Origin of the sequence: Pseudonocardia autotrophica, from assembly GCF_003945385.1 — a bacterium.
GTDB classification, from domain to species: Bacteria; Actinomycetota; Actinomycetes; order Mycobacteriales; family Pseudonocardiaceae; genus Pseudonocardia; species Pseudonocardia autotrophica.
In genome coordinates this window covers 575,586-589,885 of the sequence record NZ_AP018920.1, presented here as the reverse complement: position 1 = coordinate 589,885, position 14,300 = coordinate 575,586, and the positions used below count along the sequence as shown (strand labels likewise).

The 14,300-nt window shown below is 71.5% G+C and carries 13 protein-coding genes; 5 read left to right on the top strand and 8 right to left on the bottom strand.

Translation table 11 applies throughout. The annotated features are described in order from the left end of the window. Positions 1-5 precede the first annotated feature (5 nt). Both Pdca_RS02900 and Pdca_RS02895 read left to right on the top strand, forming a co-directional pair. On the top strand, positions 6-2,033 hold the full coding sequence (locus tag Pdca_RS02900; RefSeq protein ID WP_085916505.1) for a hydantoinase/oxoprolinase family protein: 2,028 nt from the start codon (positions 6-8) through the stop codon (positions 2,031-2,033). 61 nt (positions 2,034-2,094) lie between these two features. After that, positions 2,095-3,990, top strand: coding sequence for a hydantoinase B/oxoprolinase family protein (locus Pdca_RS02895; protein WP_085916516.1), 1,896 nt, complete (start codon positions 2,095-2,097; stop codon positions 3,988-3,990). Between the two features lie 199 nt (positions 3,991-4,189). Here the strand turns inward: Pdca_RS02895 and Pdca_RS02890 are convergent, their stop codons facing one another. The 7 genes from Pdca_RS02890 to Pdca_RS02860 all read right to left on the bottom strand — a co-directional run bounded on the left by Pdca_RS02890 (position 4,190) and on the right by Pdca_RS02860 (position 9,578). After that, positions 4,190-4,801, bottom strand: coding sequence for a tyrosine-type recombinase/integrase (locus tag Pdca_RS02890; RefSeq protein ID WP_085916504.1), 612 nt, complete (start codon positions 4,799-4,801; stop codon positions 4,190-4,192). After that, positions 4,735-5,199, bottom strand: coding sequence for a hypothetical protein (locus Pdca_RS02885; RefSeq protein ID WP_085916503.1), 465 nt, complete (start codon positions 5,197-5,199; stop codon positions 4,735-4,737). Before Pdca_RS02885 ends, Pdca_RS02890 begins: the two co-directional genes overlap by 67 nt. 492 nt (positions 5,200-5,691) lie before the next feature. Continuing rightward, complete coding sequence (locus tag Pdca_RS02880) at positions 5,692-5,952, bottom strand: hypothetical protein (protein WP_085916502.1); 261 nt, start codon at positions 5,950-5,952, stop codon at positions 5,692-5,694. A gap of 75 nt (positions 5,953-6,027) precedes the next feature. Further along, the gene (locus Pdca_RS02875) at positions 6,028-6,561 is read right to left on the bottom strand and encodes a hypothetical protein (RefSeq protein ID WP_085916501.1); all 534 of its coding nucleotides are present in this window, start codon (positions 6,559-6,561) and stop codon (positions 6,028-6,030) included. A gap of 328 nt (positions 6,562-6,889) precedes the next feature. After that, a complete protein-coding gene (locus tag Pdca_RS02870) occupies positions 6,890-7,294 on the bottom strand; it encodes a hypothetical protein (RefSeq protein WP_085916500.1) in 405 nt (134 codons plus the stop codon). A gap of 162 nt (positions 7,295-7,456) precedes the next feature. Continuing rightward, positions 7,457-8,572 carry a flavin-containing monooxygenase gene (locus Pdca_RS02865; RefSeq protein ID WP_085916499.1) on the bottom strand — a complete coding sequence of 372 codons (1,116 nt, stop codon included), beginning with the start codon at positions 8,570-8,572 and terminating at the stop codon, positions 7,457-7,459. Positions 8,573-8,684: 112 nt separating this feature from the next. Continuing rightward, positions 8,685-9,578 (bottom strand): helix-turn-helix domain-containing GNAT family N-acetyltransferase, encoded by an 894-nt coding sequence (locus Pdca_RS02860; protein ID WP_085916498.1) that lies wholly within the window; start codon positions 9,576-9,578, stop codon positions 8,685-8,687. 115 nt (positions 9,579-9,693) lie between these two features. On the opposite strand from Pdca_RS02860, the gene Pdca_RS02855 reads away from it, so the two are divergent. From Pdca_RS02855 to arsM, 3 genes are all read left to right on the top strand, one after another. Further along, positions 9,694-11,031, top strand: coding sequence for an NAD(P)-binding domain-containing protein (locus Pdca_RS02855; RefSeq protein ID WP_085916515.1), 1,338 nt, complete (start codon positions 9,694-9,696; stop codon positions 11,029-11,031). A 74-nt stretch (positions 11,032-11,105) separates the two neighbouring features. After that, a complete protein-coding gene (locus Pdca_RS02850) occupies positions 11,106-12,419 on the top strand; it encodes an MFS transporter (RefSeq protein ID WP_085916497.1) in 1,314 nt (437 codons plus the stop codon). Between the two features lie 21 nt (positions 12,420-12,440). Then, positions 12,441-13,280 carry an arsenite methyltransferase gene (gene arsM / locus Pdca_RS02845; RefSeq protein WP_085916496.1) on the top strand — a complete coding sequence of 280 codons (840 nt, stop codon included), beginning with the start codon at positions 12,441-12,443 and terminating at the stop codon, positions 13,278-13,280. Between the two features lie 59 nt (positions 13,281-13,339). Here the strand turns inward: arsM and Pdca_RS02840 are convergent, their stop codons facing one another. Beyond that, a complete protein-coding gene (locus Pdca_RS02840; RefSeq protein WP_085916495.1) occupies positions 13,340-14,194 on the bottom strand; it encodes a hypothetical protein in 855 nt (284 codons plus the stop codon). Positions 14,195-14,300 lie beyond the last annotated feature (106 nt).

The following is a 14,300-nucleotide window of genomic DNA, read 5'->3' as shown; positions in this document are numbered from 1 at the left end:
CCACCATGATCGCAGTCGATGTGGGCGGCACGTTCACCGACGTCGTCGCACTGGACGGCGGCCGGATCCGTACCGCCAAGGTCTCCACCGACGTCACCACCGCCTACGAGCCGGTGCTCGCCGGCGCCGAGGAGCTCGACGTCTCGCGCTCGGCGGTGTTCAACCACGCGAGCACCCACGGTCTGAACGCCGTGATCACCCGGAACCTGCCCAAGATCGGGTTCCTGACCACCGACGGGCACCGGGACATCCTCGACCAGGGGCGCACCTGGCGCCCGGCCGAGGCGATCCTCGACCCGCGCTGGCGGCGCAGCTTCGGCGACGCCGGCCGGCCGCTGGTGCCCCGGTACCTGCGCCGCGGCATCCAGGAGCGGATCATGGCCTCGGGCGAGGTCCTGTTCGAGCTCGACGAGACCCAGGCCCGCGCGCAGCTCGCCGTGCTGCGTCGCTGCGGCGTGACGGGCGTGGCGATCTGCCTGCTCAACGCCTACGTCAACCGCTCCCACGAGGAACGGCTGCGCGAGCTCGTGCGCGAGGAGCTCGGCGAGGTCGCCTGCTCGATCTCCAGCGAGGTCTCCCCGCTGGCGAAGGAGTACGCGCGGTCGTCGACGACGGTGATCGACACCTTCATGAAGATCATCTACAGCGACTACTCGGAGAAGCTGAACAAGGGCCTGGCCGAGCTCGGCTTCACCGGTCAGCTGAACTACGCGGACTGCGCCGCCACCCTCATCCCGGCCGAGCGCGCGATGGAGCAGCCCTTCCGGATCGTCTTCTCCGGCCCGGCCGCCGGCACCGTCGCGTGCGCGCACTTCGGCGAGCTGATCGGCGAGCGGAACCTGCTGTGCGCCGACGTCGGCGGCACCTCGTGCGACATCAGCGTGGTCACCGACGGCGAGCCGTTCGTGAACACGACGTTCGAGCTCGAGCACGACCTCATCGTGAACTCGCTGGCGATCGACATCTCCAGCATCGGAGCGGGTGGCGGCAGCCTGGTCACCGTCGGCACCGCGGGTGAGATCCAGGTCGGCCCCGGCAGCGCCGGCGCCGAGCCCGGACCGGCCTGCTACGGCCGTGGCGGCACCGAGCCGACCACCACCGACACCTGCCTGATGGCCGGGATCCTCGACGGAGACCACTTCGCCGGCGGCCGGTTCCAGCTCGACGTCGAGAGGTCCCGGGCTGCGTTCGAGGCGCTGGACTGCGACTTCACCCTGGCCCAGCGGGTCCGCTACGCCTACGAGATGGGCGTCAACAACATCGCCGAGGGCGTGTTCAACATCGCCATCAAGAACGGCGTCGACCCCCGTGACTACAGCCTGGTCGCCTACGGCGCGGCCGGCCCGATGCTGTTGCCCGCGGTCCTCGACCTGATCAAGTGCAAGCAGGTCGTCGTCCCGCCGTACCCGGGTCTGTTCTCCGCCCTCGGGCTGCTGTCGACCGACCAGGTCTTCACCGCGAACCGCAGCGCCTACACGGTGCTGACACCCGGGGCCGCGGGCACCGTCGACGCGCTCTTCACCGAGATGGAGGAGCAGCTGCGGGCCCGGATCACCCCGGGCCGCTCGGTCACCTTCGCCCGCAGCTTCGACGGCCGGCTCGTCGGCCAGAGCTGGGAGACCCCGTTCGTCGCCATGCCGGACGGCACCATCGACGGCCACTCGGTCAGCACCATGATCGAGAACTTCCACGAGGCATACCAGGGGCGCACCGGCAACCGGTTCGACGCGATCCCGGTCGAGGGCGTGACGTTCCGGGTCCGGGCCATCCTGGACACGGACAAGGTCGAGTACCCGGTCGTCCCGGCCCGCACCGACGCCGACGGCCCGCTGACCCCGATCCGCACGACCGTCCTGCGGTACCTGACCGACGACGACCAGGATGCCCCGGTCTACGACCGCGCCGCGCTCCGCGCCGGCGACGTCGTCGACGGTCCGGCCATCGTCGACGAGAGCCTGTCCACCACGCACGTCGGTGCCGGTCAGACCGCCACGGTCGGCAGCCACGGCGAGCTCGTCATCACGAGGAAGTGAGGACCCGGTGACGACCACCACCTCCGCACCCCACACGATTCCGACCGTATCGCTGCGCGACATGAGCGACACCGAGTTCACGCAGCGGTACGGCACCGACCGGTTCACCGCATCGGTGATCACGAACCGGCTGCACTACGTCGTCGAGCACATGTCGACCGGCTTCCTGCGCGAGGCGTTCTCCCCGATCATCCGCGACTGGTACGACTTCGCCTGCACCATCAGCGGGCCACCCGAGCAGGACTACCCGATGTCGGTGGTCAGCAACAGCCTGGTGGTCTTCCTCGGCACCATGGGCGACGCCGTCCGCAACACCGTCATCGAGTACGGCCCGGAGAACCTCCGCCCCGGCGACGTGCTGATCGGCAACGACCCCTACCGGACCGGGACACACGTCAACGACGTGCTGTTCATCTACCCGGTCTTCCGCGACGACACGATCGTCTCCTTCGTCAACATCCGGGCACACCAGCTCGACATGGGCGGCACGGTCCCCGGCGGGTTCTCCGGCACCAAGAACAACAAGTACGAGGAGGGCCTGACCATCCCGCCGGTACTGCTCTACCGGCAGGGCGAGCCGGTGCGATCGACGTTCAGCCTGATCTTCGACAACTCCCGGTTCGGCGACATCCTGCTGCCCGACTTCAAGTCGATCTACCAGCAGCTCCATCTCGGAGCACGGCTGATCGGCGAGAACATCGACCGCTACGGATCCGGCGCGTTCCTCGGCACCCTGCAGTACGCGGTCGACACCTCGGCCGAGCGGATGCGCGAGGCGATCGGACGGATCCCGGACGGCGACTACGTCGGCACCGGGCTCGTCGACGCCGACGGGCTGGACGAGACCGAGGAGTTCCGGATCAAGGTCACCCTGATCAAGCGGGGTGAGAACATCGAGGCGGAGCTGTCCGGGACCTCCCGCCAGGCCCGGACCTCGATCAACGCCAGCATGCTGGACTCCAAGACCGCGGTCGGGGTCGCGATCACGATGCTGCTCGCCCCGGAGACCCCGTTCACGAGTGGCACCTGGCGCAACATCGACATGGCCTGCCCACCGGGGTCGCTGTTGAACTGCATGCCGCCCGAGGGCGCCAGCATGATGTTCTGGGAGATCACCACCACGCTGGTCACTGCGGTGTTCGACGCGCTCAACCCGGTGCTCGGCGAGCGCGCCGTCGCCGGGGACTACGGCTCGCTGAATCTGCACAACGCCACCGGCGTCCTGGACGACGGGACCCCGTGGGCCACCGCCGCCCAGTGCGGCGGCGAGCACGGCCCCTGGGGCGCGACGAGCGACGGGGACGGCGACAGCTACACCGTGCTGTTCATGCTCAACAACCTCGACCCCGCGACCGAGGCGATCGAGCACGACGTGCCCGTGGTGCTGCTCCGCAAGGAGGCAGCCACCGACACCGCCGGTGCCGGGTTCCACCGCGGCGGGGCCGCGACCCTCCGGGACAGCCTCTGGCTCACCGACGCCTCGGCCTACAGCTCCCCGTTCCGCACCAAGATCCCCAGCGGTCTCGGCGCGAACGGCGGGGACACCGGTCGTCTCGGCGCGGTCTGGATCTTCCCGGCGGAGACGGCGAACATCCGCGAGCGCGGAAAGCTGATCCCGCACTCCCCGGAGGTCTACGCCGACACGGTCCCGGTGGGCGGCATGCTCGATGCCCGGACCAAGGAGCTCGACCCGGACGGCCGCTACTTCTACTTCGCGTCCCAGCCGTCGTGGGACACCAAGGCGGGAGCGATGTTCCGCTACCTCACCAACGGTGGTGGCGGGTGGGGCACGCCGTTCGAGCGTGACCCCGAGCGCGTCCTGCGCGATGTGCGGGACGGCTACGTCAGCGTCGAGGGCGCCGCCCGCGACTACGGCGTGGTCGTGCTCGGCGACCCGGAGAACGACCCCGAGGGGATCACGGTCGACACGGCCGCCACCCGTTCGCTCCGAGCTTGAGCCGGACCGCGCCACATCCGGCGCACACGGCGACGGCTTGTGGCCGTCGCCGTGTGTCGCCTGGGGTGGGCCAGCCCCGCCGAACCGACCCGTTGTCAGACAGAGGTCCTCGAAGTCGCCGCCCGAGGAGGGGGCGAACCAGCAAATCAGCGAACACCTGTTCACCAGAACCGCAGCCGCGAACTCCACGCCATGGCGCTCACGCGAAGTTCCGTATCGCGAACCGCACCGAGTCGGCCTTCGTCGCGACGGCGAGCTTGCCGTAGCGCTGGGTCGCCGAGTCCGGGAGCAGGTGCGTCGAGCCGTCCGGCGAGCGGGAGTACACGAATGCGTCTCGACCGAGCGTCGCGCCGACCTGCTCCGCATTGCACCGGCACAGGTCCTGGTGGGCGCGCAGCAGCCCGACGGCGTGCTCGTCGAGGGTGAGCCGGCGCTGCTGGTGGGTCTTGGTGTCCTTCTCCCAGACCTCACCGTCGCGCTGGCCGATGCTGCGCGCCAGCGTCAGCGCCCCCCGGTCGAGGTCGAGTTGCCGCCACCGGATGCTGCACAGCTCCCCGCGCCGCTGCCCGGTGACCATCACCAGCCAGACGAGCACACCCCACGCCGGGTCCCGCTCCCACGCCGCGGCCAAGATCTGCGCCGCCTCGGCCGCGCTGGGCGGCTGCGGGTTCGGCCGCGGCGCCGACGGCGGCTCGGCCTCGACGATCGGGTTCGTCGCGATCCAGCGCCAGCGCACCGCGCGCTTCAACGCGCCGCTGAGGATGAAGTGGATCTGCCGGATCGTTCCGGCCGGCAGGCGTGCGGACGGCATCGGGCATCGCACTCGTGGCCACGGTCGGTGCGGTGCTCGGTGAAGGGCCGGCGGTCGCAGTGCGCCCGCCCGCGGCGCAGCTCGGCGTAGAACGAGTCGAACAACGCCCCGTCGATCACGCCGACCTTCGTGGTGCCGATCAGCGGCCGGACGTGGCGGTCGGCGTACCCGCGGTAGGTCGACAGCGTATCGCGGTCCAGGTCGGCCAGCTCGAAGTGCTTGTCCAGCAACTGATCCACCGTCGCACCGGTGCGCGGGCTGCGCCGCTCGTCGACCTGGGTCGCGAGCCGCCGCATGACCTTCTCGGCCTCACGCTGGGCGCTCGGGCCGGCCGGGACGGTCTCGCGCAGGTAGCGCCGACGCTTCGACACCGGGGCGATCCCGGCACACACGGCCACGCACAGCGACCCCGCGCTACATCTGATTCCACAAGCCTTGCGTTCGAGCTGCGGTGCGAGGCTGTCGTCGCAGCTCATAAGGTGTGGGCCTCCGGGGGATCGAACCCCGAACCCGCGGATTAAAAGGACGCATGAACTCGCGCACACCATCATCTACCTGCGCCAATGGTCGCGCTGCGCGTAACTCCACGCATCACGAACCGCACCGGGTGCCGACGGTTCGCACCACGATTGATCCCACGAGCACCTCGCGGGCGGCCTCGCCGCTCGCCTCCATTCCTGGAAGGGAGCGATGAAGTATCGACGCGTCGATCACTCCGGGTGGTCGCCGTAAGCGACGGACGGAGATCCTCGCCCAGCGTGCGTACCAACGAAGAACCGATGAGACGCGAGCCACACTGGGCGGGATGACCGCCACAGGCGTCCACCCCGAGCGCACGGCCGGCGCGGCCCTGAGCGCACCGCGGCTCCGAGGCCCTCGGCGGCTCGCGGTCAGTGCGAGTAGTACTGGCGCGGCAGGACGTCGCGGATGATCGACAGGTCCAGCTCGCCGTCCTCGGTCACCCCCGGCCACGAGTACCCCTCCTGTTCCCCGACCTGAATCCGGTACTCCTGACGCCCCTCCAGCACTGCGCGCTCATACAGCGCGTCGACCGCGGCGTCGCGGGCGCTCTGCCAGTTCACCCCTGTGCCGTGGTCGGTCCAGACCACGTTCTCCACCCCGGACCGCAACACCCCAACCCGCCACTCCATGACCTGAGCCTGACGTGCGGCGGCCCGGCCGCGCCAGCGGCCGGGCCGAGTAATCCACATTCCCACCGCTGCGGCTCACACCGGCGGGTTATCTCCACAGGGCGCGGCCAGCAGGTCGGCGGCGATCCGCCACGCGCTGAGCATCGACGAGTACGCCGCCGCGTCGGCCAGCTCCCACGTGACCGGACCGACCTGGATCCGCAGCATCGTCGGCAACTCCCGCCCCGGCTGCGCGGTCAGCACATCAGCGTTCACCGTCGGCATCCCGGCGAAGCGGACCATCGCCGAGAGCAGCCACGGGCCAGACGCCATCGCGCCATGCCGCCCAACCGGCAGCACCTGCGACAGACCGCGGGCCATCGGCGCGGCCGCGGCCCACTTGTCCGCGATCGCCTGGGCCGTGAGGTGGGTGGACATGTAGGCCAGGATCGTGCCGAGGGAGATCCCGAGCTGCTGCTGCGGCGTGCCCGCGAACCGCATATCTACCCTGGTCGGCACCATCCCGGCGACCCGGACGGCGATGTTGCCGACCGAGGAGAACCCGCCCCGTGCGGCCTCCGCGGCCATCGCCCGCTCGGTGCTCGTGCTGGTCTGGTTCCTGCTGCCCATGCTGGCCTCCGATGAACGTGGGGCCTGTCGGCCCGGGTACCCGCTTGCGGGTGGCGGGGCGCTGTCCCCCGCTGCCCGTAAGGGCGACCCAGCACGGCCGGCGAGGCTCATGGTCCACGGGCAGCCCGAAGGGCTGTCGCGCAGCGACGCGGAGCGCCCTTGACCGTGAGACCGGCCGTGCAAAGCCACCGGGCCGGCAGGCCACGCCGTAGGCGTTCCGATCGACGCTCGGCCGCGCGGCCATGAGCGGGCCTGGTGTCGGACAGATGATCTTTTGACCCGTAGTCAGCAGTTCGTGGACGAGCTCGTGGACTGCGACCAGGATCGATCACCGCCTGGCCACCACGGCGGGCAGGCTCCGCTCGGTCTCCGTGTCCAGACAACGTCGCAACGAGGCGATGACGGCGTCCAGCAGCACGATCGTGGCACGCGGAGAAAGCAGCCGAGCAGCGAGGCAGGGATCGAGGTAGTTGACCAGGTGAAAGGGACAGCGGGCCGCGTTCAGGGCGGTGGCAAATCCTCGGCTGTAGCCGAGGCGGCCGAGCGTCCGCACCAGGGGAAGCAGCATCCGGACGACCCCGAATCCGAGGACCATGTGGAACAACAGCTGCCGGTTCGTCCACCGCGTGCCGTGGGTCGGGCGGTGCAGGTGCTCCCGCGAGGCCGTGGCGATGAGCTGGTGGAAATCGGCCTGGGCTCGCCGCATCTCCTCGCCGATGTCGTACAGATCCATGCGACCGCCTCCGGCGACCGATGCTACGGCCGTCGCGGCGGGCCGGGAGCACACTTGGGATGCGGGCGGAGCTGCTGGTGGTGCCGAACTGCTCCTCCCGGGAAGCAGGCGCCGTCAAGGGGTCCGCCATCAGCGTTCGACCCCCGGTTCGGGCCGGCCATCTCAGACGGCGGCCGACAGCTCGCAGCACCGAACGGCAGGCGGCGCCGTGCGGTGGCGGAGCAGGCGGGTGACGACGTAGCGCGCGTCGCGCCCGACCCCGCGCAGGGTGGCCGAGGCGAGGCTGCGCTGCCATTCGAGCCCGACGTAGCCGAGCCCGGGGTGCGAAGTCGACAGTCCACGGATCTGGCGTGGCCGGCCGTGGTGGTCGAGGGCGCCGAGGTCGGCGAGGTAGGGCAGGTCCGGTCGGTACCCGGTGGCCAGCAGGATGGTGTCGACCTGCTCGGTGCGCCCGTCGGGCCAGGTGACGCGGGTGCCGTCGATGTCGGTGAACATCGGGGTTCGGCCGGGTCGGCCGGCGTCGATGGTGGCGCGGTAGGTGCCGTCGTCGACCACGGGCACCGACGGCGTGCTGCGCAGGTAGGGCCCGACGGGCAGGTGGTCGAACCCGAGGGTGGTCGACCACCAGTGCATGTCGCGGCCGAGGATGACCTGCGGGGCGTACGTGACGGGTGCCCGGGTGGCGAGCGTGACTCGAGCGTGGCGGGTGAGTTCGACGCCGATCTGGGCGGCGGAGTTCCCGGCGCCGACGATCACGACGTGCTGGCCGGCGAACTGCTCCGGTCGGCGATAGTCGGCCACGTGCAGGGTCTGGCCGGTGAAGGCGTCGAGACCGGGTAGGGCGGGCCGGTACGGGTTACTGAAGCCACCGGTGGCGGCGATGACCAGCGGGGCGGTGAGCGTCTGCTCGCCGGCGTTGACCTGGTAGCCGCCGGGCGTTGCGGTGATGGTGTCGACCCGTGTTCCGGTGCGGATGTCGACGTCGAGGTGGGTGGCGTAGCGGCGCAGGTAGTCGGCGACCTCGTCGCGGTGGGGATACCGGTCGGGGTCGCCGGGGAACGGCAGCCCGGGTAGCGAGCTGTAGCGGGCCGGGGAGAACAGGGTGAGGCTGTCGTAGTAGTGCGGCCAGGAGCCGACGGGTTCGGGCCCGGCTTCGAGGACCACCGGCGCGAGACCGGCCCGGTGCAGGGCGTGTGCGGCGGCGAGCCCGGATTGGCCCGCACCGATGACGATCGCGTCGCACGAGCCGGACGTGCCGGGGTGAACAGAGCTGGACATGGCACCTCACAGGGACGGTCCTCCGTCGGGAGGAACGCGGGCAGGAGTGATCAACCGGCGACGCGTACGGGGTCGGCGGTGAAGGTTGTGGCGCGGGTGGGTCGCCGCGCGGTTAGTCGGGGTCGGTGGCGGTGCGGCGTTCGAGGAAGACGGTGTCGCGCCAGACGCCGTAGTGGCGGCCGATGCGTTCGCGCAGGCCGAGGGTGCGGTAGCCGGCGGACTGGTGCAGCGCGACCGAGGCCCGGTTCTCCGGGAAGATCGCGGTCTGCAGGGTCCAGAGCCCGGCGGCGTCGGCGGCGGTGACCTGCTGGTGGATCAGCGCCTTGCCGATCCCGCGCCCGCGGGAGCCGTCGGCGACATAGATCGAGGACTCGGCCACGCCGGCGTAAACCGGCCGCGTCGAGACCGGCGCAAGGGCCGCCCAGCCGACGATGTGGCCGTCGAGCTCGGCGACCCACCGGTGCTCGGGCAGCCATCGGCGGTCGAGCTCGCGTCGTTCGGGAACCTCGGTGTCGAAGGTGGCGTGGCCGGTGGCGATGCCCTCGGCGTAGATGCGCCGCACCGCGGCCCAGTCGCCGGCCTGCATGGCGCGGACGGTGACGTCGGCGGGCAGGTCGGTGGGGCAGCACGGGCGCGGCCCGAGCATGCCCATGACGGCGTCGGCGGCATGCGGGAGCCCCGTGCAGCAGGCCGGATGGACCGAGACGAGGGTGGCGGTCTTCTCCTTGTGCAGGCTCACGAACCCGACGTCGGCGAGCTTGCGCAGGTGGTGGCTGCAGGTGGACTGGGAGATCCCGAGCTGCTCGGCCAGTTCCCCGACCGCGACCGCTCGTGCGGCGACCGCGACCGCGTGCAGCAGCCGCACCCGGGTCGGCTCGGCCAGGCAGGCGAACCAACCGGCGTAGGTCTCGGCGTCGGCGACCGGCAGCTGTGCCGGCGTGGCCGACACGTCGGTCAGCACCGGCAGCGGTGTGCCGGTGCTCTGCTGGGCCGCGGTGGTGCTCATGCCGCCCAGTATCGACACACATCGATGGTTGCGTCAATCGATGACCGTCGATACAGTCCGGCCAGCGCATCGACGAACGTCGATGAAGACACGGTGCCGGTCCCTGGAGGTCGTGATGAGTGAGAACACGTTGCCGGTCGTGGTGGTCGGAGCCGGGCCGGTCGGGCTCGCCGCCGCCGCGCATCTGCTCGACCGCGGCCTGGAGCCACTGGTGCTCGAAGCGGGTGAGCAGGCCGGGGCGCAGGTGCGGCAGTGGCACCACGTACGGCTGTTCTCCCGATGGGCCGAGGTGGTCGACCCGGCGGCGGAGAAGCTGCTGGCCCCGACCGGATGGACGCACCCGGACCCGCAGACCTACGCGACCGGGCAGCAGTGGGCGCAGCACTACCTGCAGCCCCTCGCCGAGGTACTGGGGAGTCGGGTGCGGTTCGGCACCCGAGTGTCCGGCGTGGCCCGGCGCGGGCGGGACCGGGTGGTCGACGCCGGGCGCGAGACCGAACCGCTGACCGTGCACGTGCAGACCGCGACGGGAGAGGAGCGGATCCTCGCCCGCGCCGTGGTGGACGCCTCCGGGACCTGGGGCTCGCCGAACCCGCTCGGCGCGGACGGGCTGCCCGCCGCGGGCGAGCGCGCCGCGGCCGACCGCATCGCCTACCAGGTGCCGGACCTGGCCGACCCGGCTGTGCGGGCCCGCTACGCCGGCAAGCGGATCGCGGTAGCCGGCAGCGGGCACTCGGCACTGACCGCACTGGTGGCCTTCGCCGAGCTGGCCGAGGCCGCGCCGGACACACACGTGGACTGGCTGCTGCGCCGCGGACAGGTCGGCGACACCTTCGGCGGTGGCGAGGCCGACCAGCTGCCCGCCCGTGGAGCCCTGGGCCGGCGCGCCGCGGCCGCGGTCGAGGCCGGACACATCAGCACCGTGACCGGGTTCCGCACCAGCGCGGTCGCCCAGACTGGCGACGGGCTCGTGCTCGAGTCCCTCGACGGGCGCCGGCTCGCCCCGGTCGACGAGGTCGTGGTACTGACCGGGTTCCGCCCGGACCTGTCGTGGCTCGCGGAAGTACGGCTGGACCTGGACCCGACCCTGCAGGCCGCCCGGGCACTGGCCCCGTTGATCGACCCGAACGTGCACTCCTGCGGCACGGTCTACCCACACGGCGCCCGCGAGCTGACCCAACCCGAGCCCGGGGTGTTCGTGGTCGGGATGAAGTCCTACGGCCGCGCACCGACATTCCTGGCGATGACCGGCTACGAGCAGGTCCGCTCCGTCGCCGCCGCACTGGCCGGGGACCACGAGGCCGCCGAGCGGGTCGAACTGGTACTGCCCGACACCGGGGTCTGCGGCGGCGCAGGACTGTTCGACGACCCCACCGACGCCACCGCGGAGGCCGAGGGCGGCTGCTGCGGCCCGGCCGAACCGGTCGAGCAAACCGCACAGGCGCGAGACTGACCGACCGACCGCTGTCCAGCCCGGCGCGACCCGCTGCCGCAGGCCGTGCCGGGCCTGCCGGAAGGCCACCGCGAATGCCCCCTGTGGAAACGACTGCCACGCCCGGGACGCTGAGCCCGGGCGGGCTGCGCCGGGTGCTGGTCGTGCTGTGCGTGACCGAGATCGTCAGCTGGGGCGTGCTGTACTACGCCTTCCCCGTGCTGGCCCCGGCCATCGCCGCCGACACCGGCTGGTCGATCTCGATGATCACCGCCGGATTCTCCACCGGGCTGGTGATCTCGGCACTGGTCGGGATCCCGGCCGGGCGATGGCTGGACCGCATCGGGCCGCGCCCGGTCATGACCGCCAGCTCGATCTTGGGGCCGCCCGCTGTCGTCGGGATCGCATGGGCGCCGACCCTGCCGCTGTTCTTCGCCGCCTGGGTGCTGGCCGGGATAGCGATGGCCGGCACGCTCTACCCGCCCGCATTCGCCGCCCTGACCCGCTGGTGGGGACCCCGGCGGGTCCGCGCGTTGACCGCACTGACCCTGCTGGCCGGACTGGCCTCCACGATCTTCGCCCCGCTCACCGCGGGACTGCTCGGCGGGCTGGGCTGGCGCAACACCTACCTCGTCCTCGCCGGCGTCCTCGCCGTGATCACCGTTCCCGCGCACCTGTTCGGTCTACGCGGGCCCTGGCCCGACCACGACCCCACAGCCGAGAGCGACCAGGCCGCCGGTTCCGCGCACGCCCCGCGCGAGATCGTACGCAGCCGCGCGTTCTGGCTGCTGGTCCCGGCCATCGCGCTCGGCACGTTCTCCGCGTTCGCGGTCGTGGTCAACCAGGTCCCGCTGCTGATCGAACGCGGCCTGTCCACCACCGAGGCCGCCTGGGCACTGGGACTCGGCGGGCTCGGCCAGGTCCTCGGCCGCCTCGGCTACGGGCGCCTGGCCGCCGCGTTGTCGGTGCGGATGCGGGCCGTGGTGATCCTCGCCCTGTCCACTGTGGCGACCCTGCTGCTCGGGCTGCTGCCCGGCCCCGAGGTTCTGCTCGTCGCCGCGGCGATGCTCGCCGGCGCCGCCCGCGGCGTGTTCACCCTGCTGCAGGCCACCGCGATCAGCGACCGCTGGGGCTCGGCCCACTACGGACGACTCAACGGGCTGCTCTCCGCACCGGCGATGATCGCCACCGCCCTCGCGCCCTGGGCCGGTGCCGCGCTCGCCGTCGCCCTCGGTGGATACCCCGCCGTATTCGTCCTGCTCGCCGCCATCGCCGCCCTGGCCGCGCTCCTGGCCATCGGCACCGTTCCCCGCCCCATCAGTACCGACGACACCGTGCCCCGACACGCCGACGTCTCGTCCCCGCAGCCGACCACGACGACCGGCCCGGACGAGGTGGATCACCGCTGATCCGACCACGGAGGCACCGCCATGTCCCAGCACACCACCCCACCCGCCGACCGATCCGCTTCCTCGGAGCCGCCCATCCGGGAGCGGGTGCGTGAGCACTACGCCGCCGCCGCGCGCCATTCCGCCGCAGGAGACTTCGAGCAGGCGCTGCAGGCCGAGCAGCAGTTCGACCAGCCCGGATTCGAGGCCGGCTGCTGCGGCCCCACCGGGACCACCGCCATGTACGGCGGCGATCTCTACGGCGACAAAGCGACCGGGGCTCCGGCTGCCGCGGTGGCGGCGTCGCTGGGCTGTGGGGTGCCGACCGCGGTCGCCGACCTGCACCCGGGCGAGACGGTGCTCGACCTCGGCTCCGGCGCCGGCACTGACGTCCTGATCTCCGCGGGCCGGGTCGGGCCGCGAGGCCGGGCGATCGGACTGGACATGCACATGACCCCGCAGATGCTCGACCTGGCCCGCCGCAACGCCGCCGCGGCCGGCGCCGACAACGTCGAGTTCCTGGAGGGCTACCTCGAGCAGATCCCACTGCCCGACGACTCGGTCGACGTCGTCCTGTCCAACTGCGTGCTCAACCTCGCCGCCGACAAGACCGTCGTGCTCACCGAAGCCGCCCGCGTCCTCCGCCCGGGCGGGCGGTTCGCCGTCTCCGACATCATCACCGACACCGACATCGGCCAGACCACTCGCAACGACCCACAGCAGTGGACCGGCTGCATCGCCGGCGCACTCACCCACCGGCAGTTCACCCACGCGCTGCACACGGCCGGGTTCGTCGACGTCGAGATCACCGAGACCCACCGGGTCCACCCCCACGCGGTCGCCGCGATCGTGCGCGCTCGCACCCCCGAGGAGCTGGGGTGATCGCCCGGCGAATCCAGGGATCCCGAGGGCGCGGAGCCAGCGTGTGACCAGCAGGGCGGCTATCTGTCGCTCGGTCGCTGCCGGGCGTGCTCGAACAACTCGATCGCCCGTTTGATGAACAACGCCAGCGCCGCGGCGACCATCGATAGCCCTTCCTCGCCTCCGGCCGTGATGCGTACCGCGGCGCCTCCTCGGGCGAAGGGCCCCATGAGATCGCTGTGCCACAGCGCGGCCCACCGCAGCGCGTGCGCGTTCCCGCTGTGCATGCGCCAGTTCAACCGGTAGGCCGTGACCAGGGCGGCGTCGTCGGTGGACGATGCGCCGATGTAGTCCTTGGCCACGTGGTCGATCACGGTGGTGTCATCGGGCGCGCGTGCAACATCCTTGGCCGTCATATCCAGCGTTGCGCCAGCGGCGATGGCCTTGGCCATGAGGTCGTCACAGCGGTCGACCTGACGCTGCCAAATGGCCCGCCTCACCGGTGCGACCGGGGCCCCGGGGGTCGACTCGACCTCGTACAAGGCGGTGCGCTCTCGCGCAGCTTCCAAGTGCGCCATCCTCAGCCCTCGCCGCTGCCGTTCGTCGCGTTCGCCGGGGCTGAGCATCCACAAGGCGTGGGCCGCCGCGATCACCCCGGAGCGCGCGACGGTGTTCGGCGCCGTCGGAAACCCGGCCCCACCGTTCACCAGCGGGTACAGGAAGAACTCCAGGTGCTCGACCGCGTGCGCGATGCGGTAGGCGACCAGGTGGCTCGGCGGCGACTCCGGCAAGACCGCGTCGTCGAAGTCGAGGATGCTGCCCGGAGCCGCGACCTGTGGGGACTCGCGGTATCGCTTCCAGTACTCGCACTGCTCGGCAATCCAGTTCAGCCGCTGCTGCGCGGTGAGCCGCAACGGGGACGGCATGTCCGACATGTCGGAGACGCTAGCGACCGGTCCCGACAGACCCGGATCGCCCGGTGACAGCCGCCGCTCCGTGGCCGCTCTGGGAGCGGCGGGCAGGCGTCACACCCGCTCGCAG

Coding starts and splice junctions, on each gene's coding strand:
- Pdca_RS02850 (WP_085916497.1), top strand. CDS start 11,106: ATGCCCCCTGTGGAAACGACTGCCACGCCCGGGACGCTGAGCCCGGGC.
- Pdca_RS02880 (WP_085916502.1), bottom strand. CDS start 5,952: ATGGAGTGGCGGGTTGGGGTGTTGCGGTCCGGGGTGGAGAACGTGGTC.
- Pdca_RS02895 (WP_085916516.1), top strand. CDS start 2,095: ATGAGCGACACCGAGTTCACGCAGCGGTACGGCACCGACCGGTTCACC.
- Pdca_RS02875 (WP_085916501.1), bottom strand. CDS start 6,561: ATGGGCAGCAGGAACCAGACCAGCACGAGCACCGAGCGGGCGATGGCC.
- Pdca_RS02840 (WP_085916495.1), bottom strand. CDS start 14,194: ATGTCGGACATGCCGTCCCCGTTGCGGCTCACCGCGCAGCAGCGGCTG.
- Pdca_RS02865 (WP_085916499.1), bottom strand. CDS start 8,572: ATGTCCAGCTCTGTTCACCCCGGCACGTCCGGCTCGTGCGACGCGATC.
- Pdca_RS02860 (WP_085916498.1), bottom strand. CDS start 9,578: ATGAGCACCACCGCGGCCCAGCAGAGCACCGGCACACCGCTGCCGGTG.
- Pdca_RS02855 (WP_085916515.1), top strand. CDS start 9,694: ATGAGTGAGAACACGTTGCCGGTCGTGGTGGTCGGAGCCGGGCCGGTC.
- arsM (WP_085916496.1), top strand. CDS start 12,441: ATGTCCCAGCACACCACCCCACCCGCCGACCGATCCGCTTCCTCGGAG.
- Pdca_RS02870 (WP_085916500.1), bottom strand. CDS start 7,294: ATGGATCTGTACGACATCGGCGAGGAGATGCGGCGAGCCCAGGCCGAT.
- Pdca_RS02900 (WP_085916505.1), top strand. CDS start 6: ATGATCGCAGTCGATGTGGGCGGCACGTTCACCGACGTCGTCGCACTG.
- Pdca_RS02890 (WP_085916504.1), bottom strand. CDS start 4,801: ATGCCGTCCGCACGCCTGCCGGCCGGAACGATCCGGCAGATCCACTTC.